At 66.3% G+C, this 22,309-nt stretch carries 21 protein-coding genes and 1 pseudogene; 10 read left to right on the top strand and 12 right to left on the bottom strand.

What is annotated here, in order from left to right; all coding sequences use genetic code 11:
* A pseudogene (locus ACMUOO_RS10280) lies at positions 1-233 on the top strand (IS5/IS1182 family transposase); the annotation flags it as partial.
* 223 nt (positions 234-456) lie between these two features.
* Entirely contained in the window at positions 457-2,013 is a 1,557-nt protein-coding gene (locus ACMUOO_RS10285) for a trimethylamine methyltransferase family protein (protein ID WP_413855135.1), read from the top strand.
* A 37-nt stretch (positions 2,014-2,050) separates the two neighbouring features.
* On the opposite strand, the gene ACMUOO_RS10290 is transcribed toward ACMUOO_RS10285, so the two are convergent.
* Positions 2,051-2,509 (bottom strand): MarR family winged helix-turn-helix transcriptional regulator, encoded by a 459-nt coding sequence (locus ACMUOO_RS10290; RefSeq protein WP_413855138.1) that lies wholly within the window; start codon positions 2,507-2,509, stop codon positions 2,051-2,053.
* A 125-nt stretch (positions 2,510-2,634) separates the two neighbouring features.
* On the opposite strand from ACMUOO_RS10290, the gene ACMUOO_RS10295 reads away from it, so the two are divergent.
* From ACMUOO_RS10295 to ACMUOO_RS10315, 5 genes are all read left to right on the top strand, one after another.
* Positions 2,635-3,849 (top strand): amidohydrolase family protein, encoded by a 1,215-nt coding sequence (locus ACMUOO_RS10295; protein ID WP_413855141.1) that lies wholly within the window; start codon positions 2,635-2,637, stop codon positions 3,847-3,849.
* Between the two features lie 207 nt (positions 3,850-4,056).
* The gene (locus ACMUOO_RS10300; protein WP_413855143.1) at positions 4,057-5,064 is read left to right on the top strand and encodes an ABC transporter substrate-binding protein; all 1,008 of its coding nucleotides are present in this window, start codon (positions 4,057-4,059) and stop codon (positions 5,062-5,064) included.
* A 74-nt stretch (positions 5,065-5,138) separates the two neighbouring features.
* Positions 5,139-5,975 (top strand): ABC transporter permease, encoded by an 837-nt coding sequence (locus ACMUOO_RS10305; RefSeq protein ID WP_413855145.1) that lies wholly within the window; start codon positions 5,139-5,141, stop codon positions 5,973-5,975.
* 1 nt (position 5,976) lies between these two features.
* Positions 5,977-6,777, top strand: a complete 801-nt coding sequence (locus ACMUOO_RS10310; RefSeq protein WP_413855147.1) for an ABC transporter permease — start codon at positions 5,977-5,979, stop codon at positions 6,775-6,777.
* Positions 6,774-7,850 carry an ABC transporter ATP-binding protein gene (locus tag ACMUOO_RS10315; RefSeq protein WP_413855150.1) on the top strand — a complete coding sequence of 359 codons (1,077 nt, stop codon included), beginning with the start codon at positions 6,774-6,776 and terminating at the stop codon, positions 7,848-7,850. Before ACMUOO_RS10310 ends, ACMUOO_RS10315 begins: the two co-directional genes overlap by 4 nt.
* A 69-nt stretch (positions 7,851-7,919) precedes the next feature.
* Here ACMUOO_RS10315 and ACMUOO_RS10320 read toward each other — a convergent pair whose 3' ends face one another.
* The 10 genes from ACMUOO_RS10320 to pyk form a co-directional block, all read right to left on the bottom strand.
* Positions 7,920-8,918, bottom strand: a complete 999-nt coding sequence (locus ACMUOO_RS10320) for a GlxA family transcriptional regulator (RefSeq protein WP_413855152.1) — start codon at positions 8,916-8,918, stop codon at positions 7,920-7,922.
* Between the two features lie 206 nt (positions 8,919-9,124).
* Positions 9,125-9,946: a ferredoxin--NADP reductase gene (locus tag ACMUOO_RS10325; protein WP_413855155.1), complete on the bottom strand. Its 822-nt coding sequence runs from the start codon at positions 9,944-9,946 to the stop codon at positions 9,125-9,127.
* Between the two features lie 23 nt (positions 9,947-9,969).
* The gene (fdxA, locus tag ACMUOO_RS10330) at positions 9,970-10,305 is read right to left on the bottom strand and encodes a ferredoxin FdxA (RefSeq protein ID WP_413855158.1); all 336 of its coding nucleotides are present in this window, start codon (positions 10,303-10,305) and stop codon (positions 9,970-9,972) included.
* A gap of 187 nt (positions 10,306-10,492) precedes the next feature.
* The gene (locus ACMUOO_RS10335) at positions 10,493-11,077 is read right to left on the bottom strand and encodes an amino acid synthesis family protein (RefSeq protein ID WP_413855160.1); all 585 of its coding nucleotides are present in this window, start codon (positions 11,075-11,077) and stop codon (positions 10,493-10,495) included.
* On the bottom strand, positions 11,074-11,655 hold the full coding sequence (locus ACMUOO_RS10340) for an amino acid synthesis family protein (protein ID WP_413855162.1): 582 nt from the start codon (positions 11,653-11,655) through the stop codon (positions 11,074-11,076). The genes ACMUOO_RS10335 and ACMUOO_RS10340 overlap by 4 nt, the downstream gene beginning before the upstream one ends.
* Positions 11,642-12,529 carry a UPF0280 family protein gene (locus ACMUOO_RS10345; protein WP_413855164.1) on the bottom strand — a complete coding sequence of 296 codons (888 nt, stop codon included), beginning with the start codon at positions 12,527-12,529 and terminating at the stop codon, positions 11,642-11,644. The genes ACMUOO_RS10340 and ACMUOO_RS10345 overlap by 14 nt, the downstream gene beginning before the upstream one ends.
* A complete protein-coding gene (locus ACMUOO_RS10350) occupies positions 12,526-14,022 on the bottom strand; it encodes a 6-hydroxynicotinate reductase (protein WP_413855166.1) in 1,497 nt (498 codons plus the stop codon). Before ACMUOO_RS10350 ends, ACMUOO_RS10345 begins: the two co-directional genes overlap by 4 nt.
* Position 14,023: 1 nt before the next feature.
* Entirely contained in the window at positions 14,024-16,765 is a 2,742-nt protein-coding gene (locus ACMUOO_RS10355; protein WP_413855168.1) for a molybdopterin-dependent oxidoreductase, read from the bottom strand.
* A complete protein-coding gene (locus tag ACMUOO_RS10360; protein WP_413855169.1) occupies positions 16,755-17,612 on the bottom strand; it encodes an FAD binding domain-containing protein in 858 nt (285 codons plus the stop codon). The genes ACMUOO_RS10355 and ACMUOO_RS10360 overlap by 11 nt, the downstream gene beginning before the upstream one ends.
* Before the next feature lie 736 nt (positions 17,613-18,348).
* Complete coding sequence (gene pyk, locus ACMUOO_RS10365) at positions 18,349-19,797, bottom strand: pyruvate kinase (protein WP_301918536.1); 1,449 nt, start codon at positions 19,795-19,797, stop codon at positions 18,349-18,351.
* Between the two features lie 132 nt (positions 19,798-19,929).
* Between pyk and ACMUOO_RS10370 the strand changes: the two genes are divergently transcribed.
* Both ACMUOO_RS10370 and ACMUOO_RS10375 read left to right on the top strand, forming a co-directional pair.
* Positions 19,930-20,673, top strand: a complete 744-nt coding sequence (locus ACMUOO_RS10370) for an N-formylglutamate amidohydrolase (protein ID WP_301918535.1) — start codon at positions 19,930-19,932, stop codon at positions 20,671-20,673.
* Positions 20,674-20,690: 17 nt separating this feature from the next.
* Positions 20,691-21,008, top strand: coding sequence for a DUF1244 domain-containing protein (locus ACMUOO_RS10375; protein WP_301918534.1), 318 nt, complete (start codon positions 20,691-20,693; stop codon positions 21,006-21,008).
* Between the two features lies 1 nt (position 21,009).
* Here ACMUOO_RS10375 and map read toward each other — a convergent pair whose 3' ends face one another.
* The gene (gene map / locus ACMUOO_RS10380; RefSeq protein ID WP_301918533.1) at positions 21,010-21,816 is read right to left on the bottom strand and encodes a type I methionyl aminopeptidase; all 807 of its coding nucleotides are present in this window, start codon (positions 21,814-21,816) and stop codon (positions 21,010-21,012) included.
* A gap of 116 nt (positions 21,817-21,932) precedes the next feature.
* Between map and ACMUOO_RS10385 the strand changes: the two genes are divergently transcribed.
* Positions 21,933-22,309 (top strand): competence/damage-inducible protein A (locus tag ACMUOO_RS10385; protein ID WP_413855172.1); only part of this gene is annotated, 377 nt, incomplete at its 3' end.

Consider the following 22,309-nt stretch of genomic DNA (forward strand, 5'->3'; position numbering starts at 1 on the left):
CCCGAAACGAAACCCTGCGTGCCACCCGGCACTATGGCAGGGCGTTCTGGAAGCGCTGGACCGGATACCACGCCCGGAGCCGGATCGAGGCCAAGATGCGCTGCCTGAAGGCCTTCGGAGAACGCATAACTGCGAGAGACCCAGACCGCCAGACCGCCGAAATCCAGATCCGCGTCGCCTTGATGAACCGCTTCTCAGCCCTCGGCACCGCCGAGATCGTCCGCGTGGCATGACGCTGACGGGGAAAGAGGACGTCACGCCTCAGGCATGAGTTCTGCAACAACGCGCAACAACGCCCTGCCGTACCATCCTCCACTCTCCGGCACGAGACCCCGGGATGCAAAGTTCCGATTGACGGAATTCATTTGTATGCTAGCGTTCTTGCAAGCTGAAGTCGGCAGGCAGTCAGCCTAATCGGTGTGTGCCATGGGCGATCCTTTCCACAGGGAGACAGTCATGGAAGCCAGCACGAACACCCCCAAACGCGCCCGCACGGTTCGGGCGAGCCATCCTGCGAACGCCTTCCGGCAGGAACCGCCGGGTTTTTCTCGCGTCACCTTCGGTTTTCTCGGCGAAGACGAGGTCGAATGGCTGAAAGCCCGGGTCGAGGACGTGCTGGCCGACTACGGCGTGGCGATCCTGCATCCGGAAGCCCACAAGAGGTTCCTGGCCGCCGGGGCGAAGCCGGGCACCGATGCGAACCGCATCCGCATGCCGCGCGAACTGATCCGTGAGGCGATGGCCGCCACGCCGAAAGCGGTGCGCCTCGGCGGCAAGGAACCGCGCTTCGACATGGACCTGCCGCGAGCCGACCGCGGGTTTGTGATGCGCACCGGCACCGGCGCCCATGGCTATGTGAACCCGCGAGACGCGAGCTATCGCAAGATGGATCTTACGGCGGTGTCAGAGATCGCCGCCGTTGCCAGCACGCTGGACGAGGTGGGCTTCATCGCGCATCCCTTCGTGCACGGCGTGCCCGAGGTGACATCCGACATCCACAGCTACGGACGCCTGATCGGGCGCACGCCCAAGCATGTCTGGATGCAGCCCTACCAGTGGGAAAACGTCGATTACCTGATGCGCATCGCCGCCATTGCGGCCGGGGGCGAGGCGGAGTTGCGCGCCAACCCGATCACCAGTTGCATCACCTGCTCGTTCACGCCCTTGGAATTCAAGTACATGGACACCCATGTCATCATCAAGGCGGGGGAATACGGCATCCCGTTGCATGCCTGCAGCCTGCCGTCCTCGGGCGGAACCGCGCCCCTGTCGGTGCCGTCGATGGCGATCATGTCGGCGGCCGAGATCGTCGGCATGACGGTAATGGCGCACATCCTCTCGCCCGGAACGCCGGTCATTGCGACGCCGCTGATGTTCACGCTGGACATGCGCACGGGCAGCGCGTTGCAAAGCTGCGTGGAATCGCTTCAGGCCGCGAACATGTCGATCCAGCTCATGAAACGGGGCTGGGGGATGGTGGCGCACACCTATGGCTCGGGGTCCGACACGCCGGATGTCGACCATCAGTCCATGGCCGAACGCGCGATGCTGACACAGACGGTGGCGCTGGCGGGGGCCGACATCCTGGGCGGTGTGGGGCAGCTGGAATGCGCCACCGTGTTCAGCCCGGTGCAGGCCGTGCTTGACAACGAGGTCGGGGCGATGATGCGACGCTTCATCCGCAAGCCCAGCCTGGACAAGGACGCACTGAACTGGGACGAGCTGATGCAGATCCGCGCAGGCGGGCATTTCCTTGACAGCGCGCACACCATTGCCACCTGCCGCGACCAGCTTTCACCCAGGGTGTTCCGGCGCCAGGGCCGAGACGACTATGAAAAATCCGGCCGTCGCGCCGCCTTCGACGAGGCCCGAGAGGCCGCGCTCTCTGCCATCGCCGCCGCACCCGAGCAGGGGCTTCTGAGCGATGAACAGGAGCGCGAAATCGCGGCGCTGACCGCCCGCGCCGACGAGCATATCGTCGCCGCCTACAGCGGTGCCGTGTCGGTCATCTGACCGGGCGCGGGTCTGGCGCGGCCTGACCGGAGGCCGGTCAGGCCAGCTTGGACAACAGACGCAGCAGCGTCCCGCGCTCGGTTCGGGACAGCGGGGCCAGCGTCTTTTCGGTAATGCGGCGGCCCATGTCGTGCAGCTTGTCGCGCAGTTCCGGGTCGGCAACGGTTGCCGAAATGGTCGTCCGCCTCTTGTCCTTGGGGTCGGGGTTCAGGGTCACGAGCCCCTTGCCGCGCAGCCGGTCCACGACGCCCTTGATCGTCGCCACGTCCATCGCCGTGCGCCGCCCCAGTTCGTTCTGCGAGCATTCCCCCTCGTCCAGCAGCCGTACCATCGCCGAGAACTGGGTGGGCGTCAGGTCGAGAATGGAATGTTCCTGAAAGATCAGCGCATGCCGCTGGTTGGCAAGGCGCAGCAGATAGCCGATCTGTGCATCAAGGACGTAAGGATCTCCGGTCGTGTCATTCGCCGCCGCGGTGCGGTCGTCAGGTTTCGTCATCGCTCTTGGCCTTTCGCAACTCTTTTCCCGGCGGCACCCAGGCCCCGCAGCCATCCGGCTTTTTTGCAGGCGCCACCGAAGCCGTCGCTTGCGTTTGCAGGAGTTTCCATTAGCATACAAATGAAATGAGCCGCAAGAAAGGTATCATGCAGATGTCTGTATCTCCCGCGCCCGACACGCTCGTTGTTCGAAATATCGGCCTGTTGCTGACTGGCAAGATCGAGTCACCGATCGCTGACGGCGACTGCGTCGTGGCCGTCGGCGGCCGGATCGCGGCATTCGGGCGGGAACAGGATCTGGACACGGAGGGCGCGACCACGACGGTCGACGCGAAGGGCGCGACGCTTGTGCCCGGCCTGATCGACAGCCACGTCCACCCGGTTGTCGGCGACTATACGCCGCGCCAGCAGCAACTGAACTGGATCGACAGTTCCCTGCACGGCGGTGTCACCACCATGATCTCGGCCGGCGAGGTCCACATGCCGGGCCGACCCAAGGACATCGTCGGGCTGAAGGCTATGGCGATCGCAGCGCAGCGCTGGTACGAGAATTTCCGCCCCTCGGGGGTCAAGGTCCACGGCGGCGCGCCGGTGATCGAGCACGGCATGGTCGAAGAGGATTTCCGCGAACTGGCCGCCGCAGGCGTGCGCCTCTTGGGCGAGGTCGGGCTCGGTTCGGTCAAGGACGGCAAGACCGCCCGGCAGATGGTGGACTGGGCCCGAAAATACGGCATCCAGAGCACGATCCACACTGGCGGGCCGTCGATTCCCGGCTCGGGACTGATCGACGCCGACATGGTGCTGGAAACCGGCGCCGACGTGGTGGGCCATATAAACGGCGGCCATTCGGCCTTGCCGGACGACCAGATTGTCTGCCTGTGCGAAAACTGCACGAAGGGGCTTGAGATCGTTCACAACGGCAACGAACGCGCGGCACTTCTGACGATCAATACCGCCCGCGAACTGAACAAGCTCGACCAGGTGATCCTGGGCACCGACGGACCGGCGGGATCGGGGGTGCAACCGCTGGGCATCCTGCGCATGGTCGCCATGCTGTCGAGCCTCGGGAACGTGCCGGCCGAGGTGGCCTTCTGCTTTGCCACTGGCAACACGGCGCGGCAGCGCAAGCTGGACACCGGGCTTCTGGAACCCGGTTTTGCCGCCGATTTCGTGCTGATGGACCAGGCCCAGCACGCACCGGGCAGAAACATCCTTGAGTCTGTGCAATTGGGTAACCTGCCGGGTGTCGGCATGACCATCATCGACGGTGTCGTGCGTAGCGAACGCAGCCGCAACACGCCCCCGGCTCAGCGGCTGCCGGAACTCTTGGCCCGACGCTGAGACGGGCTGCGCACGCGTTCTTTGATCCCGACATGGCGCGACATATCCGTGCGGCGGGCCGGGCAGGTTGACAGGCGGTCAGAAAGATATATCGTTCGTATACTAATGAATAGGGCATTGCGGGGGAGCGGAAAAGGGGCAGAGGCAAGTGTCCTGCGAAACTGGGAAATACCGATGATCGACCGAAACCACACGGGAGGAAATACAATGTTCAAGACGCTCGCAACGGCAACAGTCCTTGCCGCCTGCATGGCCATGGCGGCCTCGGCAGAGGACATGGTGTTCACAAGCTGGGGCGGCACGACCCAGGACGCGCAGGCTGCGTCCTGGGCGACGCCCTTCACCGAAAAGACCGGCATCGCCGTGCTACAGGACGGGCCCACCGACTACGGCAAGCTCAAGGCGATGGTGGAAAGCGGCAATGTCGATTGGGACGTCGTCGATGTCGAATACGATTTCGCCATCGCGGCGGCGAAGATGGGGCTCTTGGAACCGATCGACTTCGGTGTCGTGGACCGCGCGGCCATCGACCCGCGTTTTGTGATCGATCATGCAGTGGGAAGCTTCTATTACTCGTTCGTGATCGGCTTCAACAAGGATGCGCTCACGGGCGAGCCCGCAAGCTGGGCCGACGTTTTCGACACCGCGAAGTTTCCCGGCAAGCGCAGTTTCTACAAGTGGTCGGCGCCCGGCGTGCTTGAGGCCGCGCTTCTGGCCGATGGCGTGGCACCCGACGCGCTCTACCCGCTCGACCTCGATCGCGCCTTCGCCAAGCTCGACACAATCAAGCCGGAGATCATCTGGTGGGGAGGCGGCGCCGAATCGCAGCAGCTCCTCGCCTCCGGCGAGGCGCCGATCGGCAGCTTCTGGAACGGCCGCATCTTCGCGATCCAGCAGGAGGGCGGCAACGTCGGCATTTCCTGGAACCAGAACCTGACCGCCGCCGACGTGCTTGTGGTGCCGAAAGGCGCCAAGAACAAGGATGCGGCGATGAAGTTCCTGGCCGAGGCTACCAGTGCGAGCGGTCAGGCGAAGCTGGCGACGGCCACGGGTTACGCGCCTGTCAACGTGAACTCTAAGGCCGAGATGGACCCGGCCGTCGTGGCCGAACTGCCGGACGCGCATGTCGAGTCGCAGATCAACCTCGACATGGCCTATTGGGCGGAACACCGCGACGAGATCGCGAAGCGCTGGTACGACTGGCAGGCGAAGTAAGCCTTCATACCGCCGGCGGACCTCGCAGGTCCGCCGGCTCCTTCCGCCAACCAAGACATGTCACGGTGACTCGCATGGCCATGAACGCTTCGTTTCCGGGGCGACACTGGCGAGGCCTCGGCCCGGCTGTCCCGGCCCTTGTGCTCCTCGCGCTGTTCTTCGTGATTCCGGTTGTGAGCCTGCTTCTCCGCTCGATTCTGGAACCGCAGTTGGGCCTGCAGAACTACGCCGAACTTTTCGCAACATCGACCTATGCGCGGGTCCTGTACAACACCTTTCTTGTCGCCTCCGTGGTCACCGCCGTTTCGCTTGTGCTCGGCTATCCGGTGGCATGGCTTCTGGCGATCATGCCGCAGCGGTGGGCCAGTCTGGTTCTGGCCGTCATCCTCGTCTCGATGTGGACCAACCTTCTGGCGCGTACCTATGCCTGGATGGTGCTCCTGCAGCGTACGGGCGTCATCAACACAACGCTGATGAAACTCGGGCTGATCAGCGAGCCGCTGCCACTGGTCAAGAACCTGACCGGCGTCACCATCGGGATGACCTACATCATGCTGCCCTTCATCATCCTGCCGCTTTATGCCAGCATCCGGGCGCTTGACCCGACCATATTGCAGGCCGCGGCGCTGTGCGGCGCTGGGCGCTGGCAGGCGTTCCGTCGGGTACTTCTGCCCTTGTCGGCGTCCGGCGCGGCGGCGGGCGCGCTGATGGTCTTCGTCATGTCGATTGGCTATTTCGTGACGCCCGCGCTTCTGGGCAGTGCTTCGCACATGATGCTGGCCGAAATGATCGCGCAACTTGTGCAGTCACTGCTGAACTGGGGGCTGGGATCGGCTGCCGCCTTCGTGCTGCTGACCGTGACGCTGGCGCTATACGCGGTGCAGATCCGCTTTTTCGGCGGGATGCGTTGAGATGCTGCTGACTTATCATCGTCTCGGCGGACTTGGCCTGGCGCTCTGGGCGATCACGATCTTTGTCTGCCTGTTCCTTCTGGTTCCGATCGTGTTCATCGCGGCGCTGTCCTTCGGGTCGTCCCAGTGGCTGGTCTTTCCGCCGCCCGCCTGGACGCTCAGATGGTATCGTGAACTGGCCGCCGATCCGCGCTGGCTCGATGCGGCGCTGACGAGCGCGAAGGTAGGCCTGCTGTCGGCGGCGCTGGCGGTGCTTCTGGGCCTGATGGCCAGCTTCGCGCTGGTGCGTGGTCGCTTCCCCGGCCGCAACTTCCTCAAGGCGCTGTTCCTGACGCCGATGGTTCTGCCTGTCATCGTCTTCGCGGTGGCGATCTATGCCCTGTTCCTGCGCGTCGGCCTGAACGGCACACTTCTGGGCTTCGTGCTTGCACACACGGTTCTGGCGTTTCCCTTCGCGGTGATCCCGATCGTCAACTCGCTGGACGGCTTTGACAAGTCGATCGAGGATGCCGCGGTTCTGTGCGGTGCCTCGCCGCTGAAGGCGAAGCTCAAGGTCACCGTGCCGGCCATCCGCATCGGCCTTTTCTCCGCCGGCATCTTCTCGTTCCTGATTTCCTGGGACGAGGTGGTGGTGGCAATCTTCATGGCCAGCCCCAACCTGCAGACCCTGCCGGTGCGCATCTGGGGTGCGCTGAGGCAGGATCTGACGCCGGTGATCGCGGCGGCCTCCACCATTCTTGTGGCCTTCACCTTGCTGGTGATGGCGGCGGCGGCACTTCTGAGGAGAGGGATTTCGAAATGACCCCGGCCTTCCTTTCCATCCGCAGCCTTCGCCAGACCTATGGGAACGTTGTGGCCGTCGACAATGTCTCGCTGGAGATCCCGGAGGGCGAATTCCTCACCTTTCTCGGCCCGTCGGGATCGGGCAAGTCGACCACGCTCTATGCACTGGCGGGCTTCAACGAACCGACCTCGGGCGACATCCTGCTGCGCGGCGGCTCGATCCTGGCGACGCCCTCGCACAAGCGCAACATCGGCATGGTGTTCCAGCGCTACACGCTGTTCCCGCATCTGAACGTGCGCGAGAACATCGCCTTCCCGCTCAGGGTACGCGGACAGGCCGAGCGCGATATCGCCGCACGAGTCGACACGATGCTGGCGCTGGTGCAGCTTGACGGTTTCGATGATCGGATGCCGAACAACCTGTCCGGCGGCCAGCAGCAGCGTGTGGCACTCGCCCGCGCGCTTGCGTACGATCCGCCGGTTTTGCTGATGGACGAACCGCTCTCGGCGCTCGACAAGAAGCTGCGCGAGGAAATCCAGATCGAGATCCGCCGCATCCACCGAGAAACCGGCGTGACCATCCTCTATGTCACCCACGACCAGGAAGAGGCGCTGCGCCTGTCTGACCGGATCGCCGTGTTCAACCGCGGCCGGATCGAACAGGTTGGCAGCGGGCGTGACCTCTATCACAACCCCGCCACCCGCTTCGTTGCCAGCTTCATCGGCGATTCCAACTTCCTTGACACGGCCGAGGCGAAGGTTTCGGGTGATCGGGGCCGGGTGGTCTTTCCCGATGGCACGGCTATGGCCGACCTGCCGGTGCATCGGTCGGCGGCCGTGGCCGGAGGCGGGTCCACGGCGGCGCAGGTGATGGTGCGCACTCAGTCGCTGCGTCTTGCCGGCAAGGGCCAGGGGCTTTGCGTCCGCGTCCTCGACGTGACCTTCCTGGGCGACAGCTCCACGCTGCAATTCCGCACCGTCTGGGGGCAGGAGTTGTGGATGCGTGCCGGCGCCGAGACGATCGCCGGAATTTCACCCGATGCGACCTGTCACGTCAGCTGGAATCCGGGCGAAAGCCATCTGTTCCTGTGATCCGTCTCCAGCGCGGCCTAGCATCCCACCCGCAAGCCGGTGGCCGCAGGTCATTCTTCGGCGCCACGGCTAACGCAAGGTCGTGCGTTGGGCAGCGGGCGAAACCATGAAGTGTGCGCGGTAGACCCTGGAGAAGGTCGAGGGCGTCCTGAAGCCGCAGGCGACGGCTACCTCGGTAATCGACAGATCGGTCTGCACCAGCAGGTTCCTCGCCCGGGTCAGGCGCGCCTCCATGATGAAGCGCTTGGGCGAGGTGCCGAGATGGCGCTGGAACAGGCGTTCGACCTGACGGATGCAGATCCCCAGGGTATCGGCAATCTGGCCGGGCGACAGGGGATCCTCCAGGTTTTCCTGCACAAGCTCCACGGCGCGCATCAGGTATTCGTTGCGGGTGCCATGGCGCGCTTGCAGCGAAACCCGCTGTTCTGCCGTGGCTTCGCGGACGGCGTTGTAAACCATCTGGTCGGCCACGGCAGTGGCAAGGTCGGTGCCATGCTCGGCGGCGATCAGGTGCAACATCATGTCCGCCGCCGCGGTCCCTCCGGCGGCGGTGATGAATTTCTGGTCGGCCACGAAGACCCCACGCACCAAGCGCACTTCGGGGAACAGTTCGGCGAGAAGGTCATGGTATTCCCAGTGGATCGCGGCCGCCTGGCCGGAGAGGAATCCGGCACTGGCCAGCAGATACGCGCCCGAACAGATCGCCCCGATCGGCGTGCCGGCGGCGCGTTCGCGGCGCAGGTAGGTCAGGATGCCGGGCGTCGCCCTGCTTTGCACGTCGTCGCCCGAGATCACCAGAAGGCGATCGACATGCCGAAGCGGTACCAGACCCCTGTCCACCAGCGTGACCGAGCGGTTCGAGCAGACCGCCGAAACCCCGTCGGCGCTGGCCAGCGACCAGCGGAAGAGCGACCGTCCCGAGACCCGGTTGGCGATCCGCAGCGGTTCGATCGCGCAGGAGAACGCCAGATGCGAAAAGTTGTCGATCAGCAGGAAGACGAACTCCGCTGCGCGGCTTGGCGCAGAACGGGTTGCCAGGCGGTCATGCCCTTGCCGGGCGGCCGGCAACGCGGATCGTCGGGAAGGTCGGTCATGCGCCGGAAGACTTGCCGGGCTATGCCCCTCCTCGTGCCGCGATGCAGGCTGGCACCGGGCCGGTGCTGCTGTTGCAGCCATGCCCGGTCTCGTGGTGGGCGACGGTTCGGGAACCGGTTGCGCCTTGGAAGGATGGCGCCGATCCGGCTGATCGAGAGGTGCCATGATCCGGCCGCCCGTCAGTCGACGAAGGCGCGTTCCACCACGAAACTGCCGGGCTGCGCGTTCGACCCTTCGACCAGGCCATAGCCCTCCAGCGCTTCCTTGGTGTCGCACAGCATCGCCATCGAGCCGCAGATCATGCCGCGGTCTTCCTCCGGCCTTATCGGCGGCACGCCAAGATCGGCGAACAGCTTGCCGCTTGCCATGAGGTCGGTGATCCGCCCCGTGACCGGATAGGGCTCGCGCGTCACCGTCGGATAATGCCTGAGCCGACCGCGCGCCATCTCGCCCACCAGCGGATCGTCCAGCAGGTTGCGCACCAGTTCCACCCCATAGGCCAGTTCCGCGACCTCGCGGCAGGTGTGGGTCAGGATGACCTCATCGAACTTCTCGTAGGTTTCGGGATCACGGACCAGTGAGGCAAAGGGGGCGATCCCGGTGCCGGTCGAGAACATGTAGACGCGCCGGCCGGGAAGCAGCGCATCGTTCACCAGCGTCCCGGTCGGTTTCTTGCGCATCAACACCGTGTCGCCCACCCGTATCTTCTGAAGGTGCTCGGTCAGCGGGCCGTCCGGGACCTTGATCGAGAAGAACTCGATCTCCTCGTCCCAGGAGGGGCTGGCGATCGAATAGGCGCGGTAGACGGGGCGTTCGGAATTCGGCAGGCCGATCATCACAAACTCGCCCGAGCGGAAGCGGAACGGGGCAGGCCGGGTGATGCGGAACCGGAACAGCCGGTCGGTATAGTGCCGAACCTCGGTCACTGTCTCGGCGTAGACGCCGGCCGGGATATGGACTTCGCAGGTGCCGGCGTGGGGAAGGGTGGCGTTGTCGTGCATCCTGTTCTCCGGGCTGATGATCTTCACGGCGGGGTGGCGGGGTTGCGTGACAGCGCCGCCAGCTTGTCGGACCGCTGCGCCCAGATATCGTGGTCGGGCAGCGGTGCGATCCTTTCGCGGATGTTGGGCCAGATTGCCGCCAGCTCGGCGTTGATTGCCAGCCAGGGCTCGATCCGCGGTGCGGTGTCCGGACAGATGGCATCCACCGGGCATTCCGGTTCGCATACACCGCAATCGATGCATTCATCAGGGTGGATCACCAGCATGTTCTCGCCCGCATAGAAGCAATCCACGGGACAGACGTCCACGCAATCGGTGTATTTGCAGGCGATGCAGGCTTCGGTGACAACATAGGTCATGGCGATACCATTCATTTGTATACTAACAATAATGACGCGCGGAGCCCCCTGTCAACATCAAAGAATAGCGCATGAAATTCAGGCACATGCAGTGGAGAACCCAAGCTCCAGGATCAGCGCAACACGTCCCGCCCGCAACACGGACGAGGCGGATGGGTCCAGGTTTTGGCCCAGGCTTTGGCCGGTGCTAGCGCAGGCCGTCCGTGCCGACGATCTCGTCGGCCTTCAGCCCGCCCACCCGAGGCAGCGGGCGGCCGCTGTCGGTCACGGCCACGGCGACGACGATCTCGTTTGCGCGCGGTGCGTCGTTGAATCGGATCTCGACGCCGTCGAAATGCGACCGCACGAAGGCCGCGTCCTTGTGGCCAAGGGGAATGTCCAGATCCTGCCCCATGCCACCCCGCTTCTTTGACGAGGGGACAAGAGCTGCGCCCTTTTCCACCGCCTTGCGCAGGGGGGCGCCCAGCTTGGGGTGCAGGATGGCGGCGGCGTGCTCCAGCTCGCCGTTTTCCCCCACCAGCGCCGCCTTGCCATAGCTTTGCGCCTGATCGGCGCGGATGCCCAGGGCCGCCACGCATTTCTCGCCCAGCAGCGCGCCGAGTTCCTCGCCGATGTCCATCAGGTCGGACAGATCCTCGACATAGCGCCCGGCGAACGGGTTCTCGATCACCGCCGCCGCCACGGCCTTGCGGGTAGGCGGGCTGATCTGCTGGCCGGCTTCCTCATGGGTCTCCTCGATCCATACCCCCAGCTTGCGAATCCTTGCTTTCATCTCAGACCGTCCTCTCCCTTGATCTGCCAGGCTTCCAGCCCGCCCGAGCGTGAGTGAACGCGCGGCCCGGTGGTCATCGCCAGGATCAACACCATCTCGTCGGCGCGTGGCGCGTCGTTCAGCCCGACCTCCATCGAATCGAAATGGCTGCGCACATAGGAGGCATTGACATGTGTGATCGGCACGTCGATGCGCGCGCCCACGCCGCCCACCTTCTTGGCCGAGGGTACAATGGCCTTGGCGCCGTTCAGCACCTCGCGCATCGCATAGCCGCCGGGGGCGTGCCACAACGCGCCGTGCTCCAGTTCGCCCGCCGCGCCCACCAGCGAGGCCTTGCCGTAGCCTTCGATCCTGTCCGCGCCGCCCAGCGCCGCCGCGAGCCGGGTCGCCATCGCCAGGCCAAGGGGGCGAAGGTCGTCCATGAAGCCCTGAATCTCGGGCTCGTAGCGGCCGGCGAATGGGTTGCGGATCACGGCAAGCGCCGCGCCGCGGCGGTGCGGTTCGGCCGGCGGCGGGCCGCCTTCGTGATATATTTCTTCAAGAACAAGCAGTTGCTTGCGCAGCTCAACTTTCGGCATGCGTTACCTCTTCCATGCGGACCTCACGATCGTAACGGTCGCCGACCAGTCGCTGCCCCCCTTGCAGGAACAGCGCGGCGGCGGCGATCCGCCCTCGGGCCAGCAACGCTGCAGCGCGCGCTGCGCCCGCGTCCAGGGCCTGCGCGATCTCGGCCGTGGCCAGAACCGGCACACCCGTGACCACCAGCCGGACGCCGAGGTCGCTGTCGGGTTGCAGGTCGCGGGCCCTCTGGCGGCGGATGCCGGGATGCCCCGGGATATCGACGGCATTGGCGATCATCGTCGCCGCCGCGTCGGCTTCGGCTGCAGACCGCGCCAGAACGGTGACGCTGTCGGCGATGCCTAGCGAAAAGCTCCGCCCGCCCGCGCCACTGGTGGCGATTCCGCCAATCCCTTCGCCGGCAGAAATGGCGATGCGGCCAAGGTCGCGGCCGTCAAGCCCGGCCATGGCGCTGGCGAAGCTGGCCCCTTCGCCAAGATGGATGGCGATGTCACCGCCGTTGTTCACATAGGCGCGGGCAAGGGGCACGGCGGCGGTCATCGCCGCAAGGACCTCGTCGGCGACGGCGCCGGCGACCGCGGCCATACAGGTGATGAAGACATCGGCATGGGGGCGCACGGCGGCATGCATCCGGCGTGCGACCGATCCCTGCGGCGCCGGCAGGCCGGCCGTCACCCGGGCGCGCAGGGCCGGCAACTCGGCGACGAGTTCCTCGAGCAGCCCGTCGAACCTTGCCGCGGCAGCGGCAAAGGCGCGGTTGCGGCCGCCCGGCACCCGCGCATCGGCGCCGATGATCAGGTCGATTGGACCGTGCTGCAGGTGCAGCCGGTGCCCCCCGTCCAGAAGTGCCGCGACCGCCCCCGCCGCCGTCATGCCTGGCTGTCCCTCGGCCAGCGGAAGTGGTGCCGCGCCAAAGGATCGCTCTGCGGGTCACTCAGGCCGACGCGGCGCACCTTTTCGGTCACGACGTCCGCGATCGGGCGCACCTGCCCGGCATGGCCGCCCAGCGCGACGTAGTCCGAAAGCCGCATGGTGAACTCGATCGGTGCCACAAGCGCGGGCGTCGGCACATAGCCGAAGGAATTGCTTGGCATCTCGGTCACGTCCACCATCACCGTGATGCCGCCGCCGGGCCAGACATAGGCGCCTGCACCCCCGCAGGAGACATAGGTAAGCGCATCCTTCACCGAGTGGGTCAGCTTCACCGGGTTCGTCGTCACGCCCGCCCGGAGCGACCCGCCGGCCCCGGCCATGAACAACACCGAACACAGCGAGGGTTCGCAGTTTTCGGCGATCAGATCGACCGAGGCGCGCAGGTCGGCGGGTAGCGGCTTCGCCACCGGGCGGAGGTTCTCGTCAAGCTCGTAATAGGCGGATTGCTCGCCGGTCGTCGACACCATCAGGAGCCGCAGCCCTTCCCATGCGATCTCGGGATCGGGGTCTCTCAGGATCGCCAGCGGGTCCTCGATGTTGGTGCCACCCCAGCCGATGCCGGGCTCGGCCACCTGGAAATAGCGTCCCGGAGTCGAACGTCGCCCCTTTACCCGGATGCCGCTTGGCGGCACGCCCAGAAGCTTGCCCGACTGGTGTTCGGACAGAACGCCGGTGATGTGGTCGTCAACCACCACCACCTCGTCGACGTGCTGCGCCCATTGCTTGGCGAACATGCCGATGGTGGCCGAACCGCAGCCCACGCGCATCAGTTTTTCCTCGACGCCGTTGATCACCGGCGCCCGTCCGGCCTGCACCACCACCGTGGCGCCCTCGTCGACGATCATTTCCACCGGTTCGCGGTTGCACAGCTTCAGAAGCGCATCGCAGGTGACGCGGCCCTCTTTCTTGCCGCCGCCGGTAAGATGTTCGACCCCGCCGAGTGACAGCATCTTGGATCCGTATTCCGAGGTCATCACATGGCCGATCGGTTCGCCGTCGACCCGCACCACGGCGCGCTCGTGGCCGATGAAACGATCGGTGTCGATCTTCACCTTGACGCCACAATAGCTGAAGATGCCCTCGGTCACGACCGTGACCATGTCGACCCCCTCGACGCTCTGGCTGACGATGAACGGGGCGGGCTTGTAGTCGGGGTAGGTGGTTCCCGCGCCGACCGCGGTGATGAAGGGCCGGCCGCCCTGCAGCAGGTCGCCGTCCCAGTCCGTGCCCTCGCTGCCCTTGAGGAAAGGCACCGCCTTGATCCCGCGGCTGGCGGCCCCTTCGATGATGGTCAGGGGATCCAGCCGGACAAGCGTGCCGCCGTGGTTGGCATAGCGGTCGCAGGCGCCCGCGCGGCCCTCCGCGATGTAGCACAGCACCGGGCAGGCGTCGCAGCGGATCTTGTCGGCGGTGCGGTCGGCTTTGTCGGTCATGTCAGGCTCCAGCCAGGGCAGCGGCGAGTTTCGCAGGGGTCACGGGAACGCTGGTCATCCGCACGCCGCAGGCATTGCGGATCGCGTTGAGGATCGCGGGCGTCGTCGGGATCAGAACGTGTTCGCCGAGACCCTTGGCGCCATAGGGGCCGTGGGCATCGGGTTCCTCGATGATGATCGGCTCGATCGGCGGGACATCCCCGACCGTGGGGATCAGGTAGTCGTGCAGGTTCTCGGTGCGGCCCGGGATGTATTCCTCCATCAGGGCCATGCCGATGCCCTGCGCGACGCCGCCCTGGATCTGGCCCTCGACCAGCAGCGGATTGACCGCGAGGCCCACATCGTGCGCCGCCACGATGCGCAGCAGCCGCACTGTGCCCAGGCTCGTGTCCACTTCGGCCACCGCCAATTGCGCGGCATAGCCGAACTGGGCATAGGGGTCGCCCTGGCCGTTTTCGTCCAGCGGCTTCGTCGGCGGGTCGTAGTGTCCGCTCGACGCAAAGACATAGCCGTCGCCATCGGCGGCAAGCTGGCCCAGCGAGATGCGGTGGCGGCTTGCACCGTCATCCACGATGATCGCCCCCGCCTCGACCGACAACGCCGCCTGATCCGAGGCGTTGACCGCGCGCAGCACCTTTGCCCGCAGCGCCGCGCCGCACAGCCGCGCGGCGTTCCCTGAGACGAAGGTCTGCCGCGAGGCCGATGTCTTGCCGGCATCGGGCGTCACATCCGTGTCAGCGCCGATCAGGCCGACCTGCGCGACCGGAACCCCAAGCGCCGTGGCGAAGAGCTGCGTGATCACCGTGTTCGCGCCCTGGCCGATGTCCATTGCGCCCTGATGCAGGACGATGCTGCCATCGGCCCGGATGCCGGCCTTGATCGTCGAGGGGTTCGGCAGCGAGGTATTGCCACAGCCATACCATCCCGAAGCCAGACCGACCCCGCGCCGAAGCTGACCCGCCGCCGCACGGTTGAACGCCTCGGCCGCCGCACGCTCTGCCTCCCATGCCGGGCGCAGCGCTTCCAGACAGGCCCTGATCCCGACGCCCTGCGTGAAGACCTGTCCGCAGACGGTGGGCACGCCATTGCCGAGCGCGTTCCTCAGCCGAAGGTCAAGCGGGTCGATTCCCACCTTTTCGGCCAGGTCGTCCAGAAGCGATTCCAGTGCGATCGCCGCCTGCGGAACGCCGAAGCCGCGAAAAGCGCCTGCCGGCGGGCAGTTGGTATGGATCGCCCGCGCTTCGGCCCGGTAATCGGCGATCCGATAGGGGCCCGAGGCATGGACCGGCACCCGGTTGGCGACTGTCGGCCCCCAAGAGGCATAGGCCCCGGTATTGAACGTTCCCCGGAAATCGCAACCCGAAATGCGCCCGTCCCGCGTGGCACCCAGCCGAAGCCGGATGTCGGAAGGGTGGCGCTTGGTGGTCGATTGCATCGATTCCGTCCGGCTGTAGGCCATGCGCACTGGCCGCCCGGTCTTCATCGCCCCCAGCGCCAGATAGGGCTGGAGCGAGATGTCGAGTTTCGAGCCGAATCCGCCGCCCACCGCCGTGGGCACGATGCGGATGGCCGAGCGGTCCATTCCCAGGAGGATTTCCATCGACTCGAGGTCCATCACCGGAGCCTGGGTGCAGGCATGGATTTCCACCCGGCCATCGACAACCTGCGCGAAACCCGCTTCCGGCTCGATATAGGCATGTTCGACGAAGCCGCTGGTAAAGCGTCCCTCGACCGTCACATCGGCCATGGCGAGGGCCGCCTCGGCATCGCCACTGACGACGAGGCCCTTGCACATCAGGTTGCGCGCGCGCGCCTCATGCAAAAGCGGCGCGCCCGTTGCTTCGGCTGCGGCCGGCGTTTCCGCCGCCTCAAGCTCCTGCCAGGTGACCGGGAAGCAGGCCGGGTCAAAGGCGCGGATCGTGGTGGGCGTACCGACAACCGCCGCCACCGCTTCGCCGCGAAAGCGCGCGATGCCTTCGGCAAAGGCCGGCTGGTCGGCGAAGGGCGGAATGACGCCAAAAACATTGCGGCCCGGCACGTCGGCCGCCGTCAGCACCGCCTCGATGCCCATTTGCCCCGCGCGCCAAGCCTCAAGGTCGCCGAAGTGGAATGCGGCCCGGGGGAAGGGCGAGCGGATGACAAGGATTTCCAGCGTGTCCGGTGGGGCCACGTCGTCGCCGAAGGCCTCGGTCCCGGCCAGCTTCTCCGCGCCATCGAGACGCCGGATCGAGGCGCCCGCATGTCCCGGCCCGCCCACATCGGCAAGCGCTGCCGGAACCGAGGCGACCGCGTCGATGATCTTGCGGTAGCCGGTGCATCGGCAAAGCACGCCGCCCAGAGCGCGCGTGATCGCCGTCTCGTCCGGCTCGGGTTCCTGTCGGAGCAGGGCGACGGATGCCACCATCATTCCGGGGGTGCAGAAGCCGCACTGCGCCGCGCCATGGTCCTGGAAGCGTCCGGACAGCGCCTGCGCCACCAGGTCCGTGGCCACCAGGCCCGCAACCGTCTCGATCCGGCGCCCATCGGCCTTGCACGTCGGTGTCAGGCAGGCACAGACCACCTGCCCGTCGAGCAGGACCGAGCAAGCCCCGCAATCGCCCGCGTTGCAGCCGATCTTCACATCGCGGGCGCCGAGGCGTTCGCGCAGGCTGTCCGACAGGCGCTCGTCGGGTGGGGCCGTGACCGCGACCGCCGCGCCGTTCAGGATGAACCGGGTCGTCTCCACGTTCTCCTCAGCGGCCATCCGCGCCTCCCTTTGCCGATTCCACCGCCCGCGCCAGCGCGCGCTGGCACAATTCCCGGACTGCCTCGATCCTGTAGGCGGCCGAGGCGCGGACATCGTCGATCGGGGAAAGCCCCGAAAGATGCGCCACGTCGGGTTTCAGCCCGGCTACGTCGTCCAGATTGCGGCCCGCGAGTTCTGCCTCCCACGACGGCAATCGCCGGGCAACAGGTGAACACGCTCCGACCGACACCCGCGCCTCGGCGATGCGATCCCGCGCGATCCGGACGAACGCCGCCACCATCGCAATCGAGATGACAAGGGAGCTGCGCGTACCGAGCTTGACGAAGGCGCCACCTTCGCCCGCGAGCGGACGCGGCATGTGCAGCGCCACCACCAGTTCGTCCGGAGCGCGGGTCGTGCGGCGGACCCCGGTGATGAAATCCTCCAGCGCCACATGCCGTCGCCCGGCAAGCGAGGCAAGCTCCACCTCGGCCCGCAGCGCCAGAAGCGGCGGCACTCCGTCAGCGGCGGGCGAGGCGTTGCAGATGTTGCCGGCGATGGTTCCCGCGTTCTGGATCTGGATCGCCCCCACCTCGCGCGCCGCCTGCCGCAGTGCGTCGAAGGCGGGGGGCAGCGGAGCCGCCGCGATGTCGGCCCAGGTCGCCGCGGCGCCGATGCGCCAGCCCTGCGGCCCTTGGCTGATGCCGCGCAATTCCGGCAGCCGCGTCACGTCCAGCAGCTCGGCGATGCGACATCCCTGTCGCTGGCCGGGCAGGACATCGGTGCAGCCTGCCAAGAGCGTCGGCCGGCGGTCGCGCAAGAGCGTCAGTGCTTCGCTGAGCGTGGTGGGAACGAGATATGGCAACGCCTTCTGCCTCTCGGATCATTCTCATTTGTATACGAATGATATTGAGAACGCTGACCGTGTCAATCGTTCCTTGCGTGCCTCTAAGAGCACTACTCGTAAAGAAATAGAGATATGCTTTGACTATGGCGAATTTATTGTTTGCAAGGAGGTGGCAAGTATCATTCGATGGCATATTGATTTTCTTCGAGGGTCTCTGTCGAGTGAAGATTACTTCGAAAAACTGAGCAATAATGTGATTTCTGTGGAAGTCTTTTGAAAATCGAGTCTCGTGAGGTCACTTAGCCATCCAGCTTACGAACGATATGACCGTTCCCTTTAACCTTCCCTCCCAAGCCGCAACATGACCACGGGCCTCGACGGCAAGGTCATGAGCTATGACGGCGAGAACCGGCCGGTCTCGGTCAGCTTCGCCGGCCGGACCACCGCTTACGTCTACGGCGCCGACGGGGCGCGGCTGAAGAAGGTCGAGACCGACCCGGTGGCCGGGGCCACGGTCACGCTCTACATGGGGCCGGTGGAGATCAGGCGTTACGGACAGGGCGCGGCGGAGGAGATCCTGCTCTATCCACGGCCGGACATCCGCATCACCAAGACCAAGAGCGGCAGCACCGTCACCACCAGGGTGAACGCGCTGCACACGGACGGGCTCGGCTCCGTCCGCGCGGTCACCGACGGAGCGGGGACGGTGGTGGAGCACACCACCTACCTCCCCTTCGGCGAGGAAGCGAAGTCCCTACTCCGGGTCGGTCCGGAAGATCAGCCGTTCGTCGCAGGGGGCGACGCGGAGGATGTTCGTGGTACCCTTGACGTTGAAGGGCACACCGGCGGTCACGACGATCTGGTCCGTCTCGGTCGCGAAGCCATATTCGCGGGCGGCCTTGGCGGCGCTGACGACCGCCATCTTGAAGCGGTCCACCGGGTCGTGCGTCTGCACGCAATGGACGCCCCAGGTCAGGCTCAGCCGCCGGACCGTGGCGATGAGCGGGGAGAGCGCGATGATCGGGACCGTCGGCCGCTCGCGGGCGACGAGGCTCGCGGTCGTGCCGGACTGGGTGAAGCAGCAGATGGCGTGGATGTCGGTCGCCTCGGCGATCTCGCGCGCGGCGGCGACGATGCCGTCGGCGACGGTGCGCCGCTCGATCCGGCGGGAGGCCTCGATGATCTCGCGATAGGTCGGGTCGCCTTCGACCGACTTCGCCACGTTGTCCATCGTCTCCACCGCCTCGACCGGATACTGGCCGGCGGCACTTTCGGCCGAAAGCATGACCGCATCGGCGCCCTCGTAGATCGCGCTCGCCACGTCGGAGACCTCGGCCCGGGTCGGCATCGGGCTTTCGATCATGCTTTCCAGCATCTGCGTCGCCACGATCACGGGCTTGCCGGCCGACCGCGACGCGCGGACGAGCTGCTTCTGGATCGGCGGGACCGAATGGACCGGAAGCTCCACGCCAAGGTCGCCACGGGCGACCATGATGCCGTCGGAGGCTTCGAGGATCTCCGCGAAGGCCTTCACCGCAGCGGGCTTCTCGATCTTCGACAGGATCGCGGCGCGGCCCCTGGCGAGCACGCGCGCCTCGCGCACGTCCTCGGCCCGCTGCACGAAGGAGAGCGCGAGCCAGTCGACGCCGAGCTCGCAGGCAAACTCCAGGTCGGCGCGGTCCTTGTCCGAAAGCGCCGCGAGCGGCAGCACCACGTCGGGCACGTTCACACCCTTGCGGTTGGAGATCATCCCGCCGGCGGTCACGGTGCAGTCGGCGAAATCGGGGCCGCAGGCATCGACGGTGAGGCGGATCTTGCCATCGTTCACCAGAAGCCGCGACCCCGGTTCGAGTGCCGCGAAAATCTCCGGGTGGGGCAGGTTCACCCGGCGTCCGTCGCCCTCGGCCGGGTCGAGGTCGAAACGGAAGCGGTCGCCCTCGTTCAACTCGTGCGCGCCAGCGACGAAGGTGCCGACGCGAAGCTTCGGACCCTGCAGGTCGGCGAGGATCGCAATGGGCCGGCCCATGTCTTCTTCCACCCGCCGGATGATGGCGTGGCGGGCGGCCTGATCGGCATGGCTGCCATGGCTCATGTTCAGCCGGAAGACATCGGCGCCGGCCTCGAAGAGCGCGCGGATGGTGCCGTAGTCCGAGGAGGAGGGGCCAAGCGTGGCCACGATCTTCACGCAACGCATCCGTCTCATCCCGGGTCCTCCATGATGTTTGCGCTAACAACGGTCCCTACCGTTCTATGGCGCAAAACCGCGGCGAGGGCAACTGGCGCTTGTCCTTCGTCTCGTCTAAACGATCTTTCAACGGGGAACGACGAAAAACGCATGACGGCAGAGCCTTTCCACATCCTCGGGGCCGACCGCCCCTCGCGCTGGCTGATCACCTGCGACCACGCGACGAACCGGGTTCCCGACTGCGTCGGCGGCGGCAGCCTCGGGATCGCGCCCGCCGACATGGAACGGCACATCGCCTACGATATCGGGGCGGCCGGGGTGACGCGGCGGCTTGCCGAACGACTGGACGCACCGGCGATCCTCAGCGATTTCTCCCGCCTCGTCATCGACCCCAACCGGGGCGAGGACGATCCGACGCTGGTGATGAGGCTTTACGATGCGACGCTGATCCCGGTGAACCGCCATGTCGATCAGGCCGAGGTGGAGCGGCGGCTGCAGGCCTTCCACCGACCCTACCACCTTGCGCTTGAGGGACTCGCAGCGCGGCGAGCCGACACGGTCATCTGCGCCGTTCACAGCTTCACGCCGCGCCTTGTCGGCCGGGCGGAGCGACCCTGGCATGTCGGCGTGCTCTATTCCCACCGCGATCCGCGGCTGGCCTTGAGCCTGCTTGCGCGGCTGCGGGCGGAGGGCGACCTCTGCGTGGGCGAGAACGAGCCCTATGGCGGGCACCTCGACGGCGACTCGATCGACCGGCACGCGCTGGCGCCGGGCCGGCCAAATGTGCTGGTCGAGATCCGCCATGACCTGATCCGGGGCGCGGACGGCCAGATCGCCTGGGCCGACAGGCTGGCGCCGATCCTTGAAGCGGCGCTGGCCGACGCCGATCTCTGAGGCGAGGAGGACCGCAGATGGACGACAAGACCCGGATCGAGATCGAGGCCGCCGCATTCCGGGCGCTCCGCCATCACCTGATGGAGAGACGCGCGGACGTGCAGAACATCGACCTGATGAACCTCGCGGGCTTCTGCCGCAACTGCCTGGCCCGCTGGTACCAGGAGGCGGCGAACGAAAGGGGCATCGCGATGACGAAGGACGAGGCGCGCGAGATCTACTACGGCACGCCCTACGAGGACTGGCGCGCAGCCCACCAGATCGAGGCGGATGACGCCAGGAAGGCGGCCTTCGAGGTCGCCTTCCGCGAGAACGTCGGGCCCCGCGAAGGGTAAGTCATCGCGTCGGCCAGAACCGGCCGGCAGGCGAGAGGGTGAAGATGTCGGCCCCGTCCGCCGTCACTCCCACCGAATGCTCGAACTGCGCCGACAGCGACTTGTCGCGCGTCACCGCCGTCCAGTCGTCGGCGAGCACCTTGGTCTCGGGCCGGCCGAGGTTCACCATCGGCTCGATCGTGAAGAACATGCCCTCTTCAAGCTTCGGGCCGGTGCCGGGACGGCCATAGTGCAGGACGTTCGGCGGCGCGTGGAACACCCGGCCGAGCCCGTGGCCGCAGAAATCGCGCACGACACTCATCCGCTGGGCTTCGACGTAGGACTGGATGGCGTGGCCGATGTCGCCGAAGGTGTTGCCGGGGCGGACCGCCTCGGTCCCGAGCATCAGCGCGTCGTGCGTGACCTGGATCAGTCGCTCGGCCTTCCGGGGAAGCGCACCCGCGACATACATCCGGCTGGTGTCGCCGTACCAGCCGTCGACGATGACGGTCACGTCGATGTTCAGGATGTCGCCGTCCTTCAGCACCTTCGGCCCGGGGATGCCGTGGCAGACGACATGGTTCACCGAGATGCAGGAGGCGTGCTGATAGCCGCGGTAGCCTATGGTTGCGGATTTCGCGCCGGCCACGGCCACGCGCTGCTCGATGTAGGCATCGAGCGCCTCGGTCGTCACGCCCGGTTCGACCAGTGCGCCCACCTCGTCGAGGATCTCGGCCGCGAGCCGCCCGGCCGCGTGCATCCCGGCGAAATCCGCCGCCTCGTGAATCCTGATTCCGTCCTTCGTCAGACGGCCGCGCGGATCGTCCACCGGCCCCTCCTTCGCCACGATACCGCGCCTAGATAGTCAAGGACGGCGGCTTTGGCCAGAGCCGGGGCTTCCGCCGGGCCCGCGCCTTGCCTATAGCTTGGGCAAAGAGGTGAGCCATGCCGAACCCAACCGCCGCGATCCTGATCATCGGGGACGAGATCCTGTCGGGCCGCACCCGCGACGCCAACATGCACTACCTTGCCGGGGAACTGACGCGCATCGGCATCGACCTGAAGGAAGTGCGTGTCGTCGCCGACGAGATGGACGCGATCGCGGCGGCGGTGAACGCGCTCCGCGCCGGTTACACCCACGTCTTCACCTCGGGGGGCATCGGCCCGACCCATGACGACATCACGGCCGACGCCGTTGCCAGGGCCTTCGCGACGGCGCTTCGCATACGCGACGACGCCCGCGCCATCCTCGCCGCGCATTACGACCGCTCGGGGCTGGAGTTCAACGCCGCGCGCCAGCGCATGGCGCGCATTCCCGAGGG

Source organism: Albidovulum sp. (assembly GCF_041919395.1).
Taxonomy (GTDB): Bacteria; Pseudomonadota; Alphaproteobacteria; order Rhodobacterales; family Rhodobacteraceae; genus Albidovulum.

Bases quoted from the DNA above. Each gene is read 5' to 3' on its own strand.
- fdxA (WP_413855158.1), bottom strand. From the start codon at position 10,305: ATGACCTATGTTGTCACCGAAGCCTGCATCGCCTGCAAATACACCGAT.
- ACMUOO_RS10295 (WP_413855141.1), top strand. From the start codon at position 2,635: ATGAGCCGCAAGAAAGGTATCATGCAGATGTCTGTATCTCCCGCGCCC.
- ACMUOO_RS10350 (WP_413855166.1), bottom strand. From the start codon at position 14,022: ATGACCGACAAAGCCGACCGCACCGCCGACAAGATCCGCTGCGACGCC.
- ACMUOO_RS10325 (WP_413855155.1), bottom strand. From the start codon at position 9,946: ATGCACGACAACGCCACCCTTCCCCACGCCGGCACCTGCGAAGTCCAT.
- ACMUOO_RS10340 (WP_413855162.1), bottom strand. From the start codon at position 11,655: ATGCCGAAAGTTGAGCTGCGCAAGCAACTGCTTGTTCTTGAAGAAATA.
- ACMUOO_RS10355 (WP_413855168.1), bottom strand. From the start codon at position 16,765: ATGGCCGCTGAGGAGAACGTGGAGACGACCCGGTTCATCCTGAACGGC.
- ACMUOO_RS10290 (WP_413855138.1), bottom strand. From the start codon at position 2,509: ATGACGAAACCTGACGACCGCACCGCGGCGGCGAATGACACGACCGGA.
- ACMUOO_RS10310 (WP_413855147.1), top strand. From the start codon at position 5,977: ATGCTGCTGACTTATCATCGTCTCGGCGGACTTGGCCTGGCGCTCTGG.
- ACMUOO_RS10305 (WP_413855145.1), top strand. From the start codon at position 5,139: ATGGCCATGAACGCTTCGTTTCCGGGGCGACACTGGCGAGGCCTCGGC.
- ACMUOO_RS10345 (WP_413855164.1), bottom strand. From the start codon at position 12,529: ATGACGGCGGCGGGGGCGGTCGCGGCACTTCTGGACGGGGGGCACCGG.
- pyk (WP_301918536.1), bottom strand. From the start codon at position 19,797: ATGAGACGGATGCGTTGCGTGAAGATCGTGGCCACGCTTGGCCCCTCC.
- ACMUOO_RS10285 (WP_413855135.1), top strand. From the start codon at position 457: ATGGAAGCCAGCACGAACACCCCCAAACGCGCCCGCACGGTTCGGGCG.
- ACMUOO_RS10335 (WP_413855160.1), bottom strand. From the start codon at position 11,077: ATGAAAGCAAGGATTCGCAAGCTGGGGGTATGGATCGAGGAGACCCAT.
- ACMUOO_RS10370 (WP_301918535.1), top strand. From the start codon at position 19,930: ATGACGGCAGAGCCTTTCCACATCCTCGGGGCCGACCGCCCCTCGCGC.
- ACMUOO_RS10300 (WP_413855143.1), top strand. From the start codon at position 4,057: ATGTTCAAGACGCTCGCAACGGCAACAGTCCTTGCCGCCTGCATGGCC.
- ACMUOO_RS10375 (WP_301918534.1), top strand. From the start codon at position 20,691: ATGGACGACAAGACCCGGATCGAGATCGAGGCCGCCGCATTCCGGGCG.
- ACMUOO_RS10315 (WP_413855150.1), top strand. From the start codon at position 6,774: ATGACCCCGGCCTTCCTTTCCATCCGCAGCCTTCGCCAGACCTATGGG.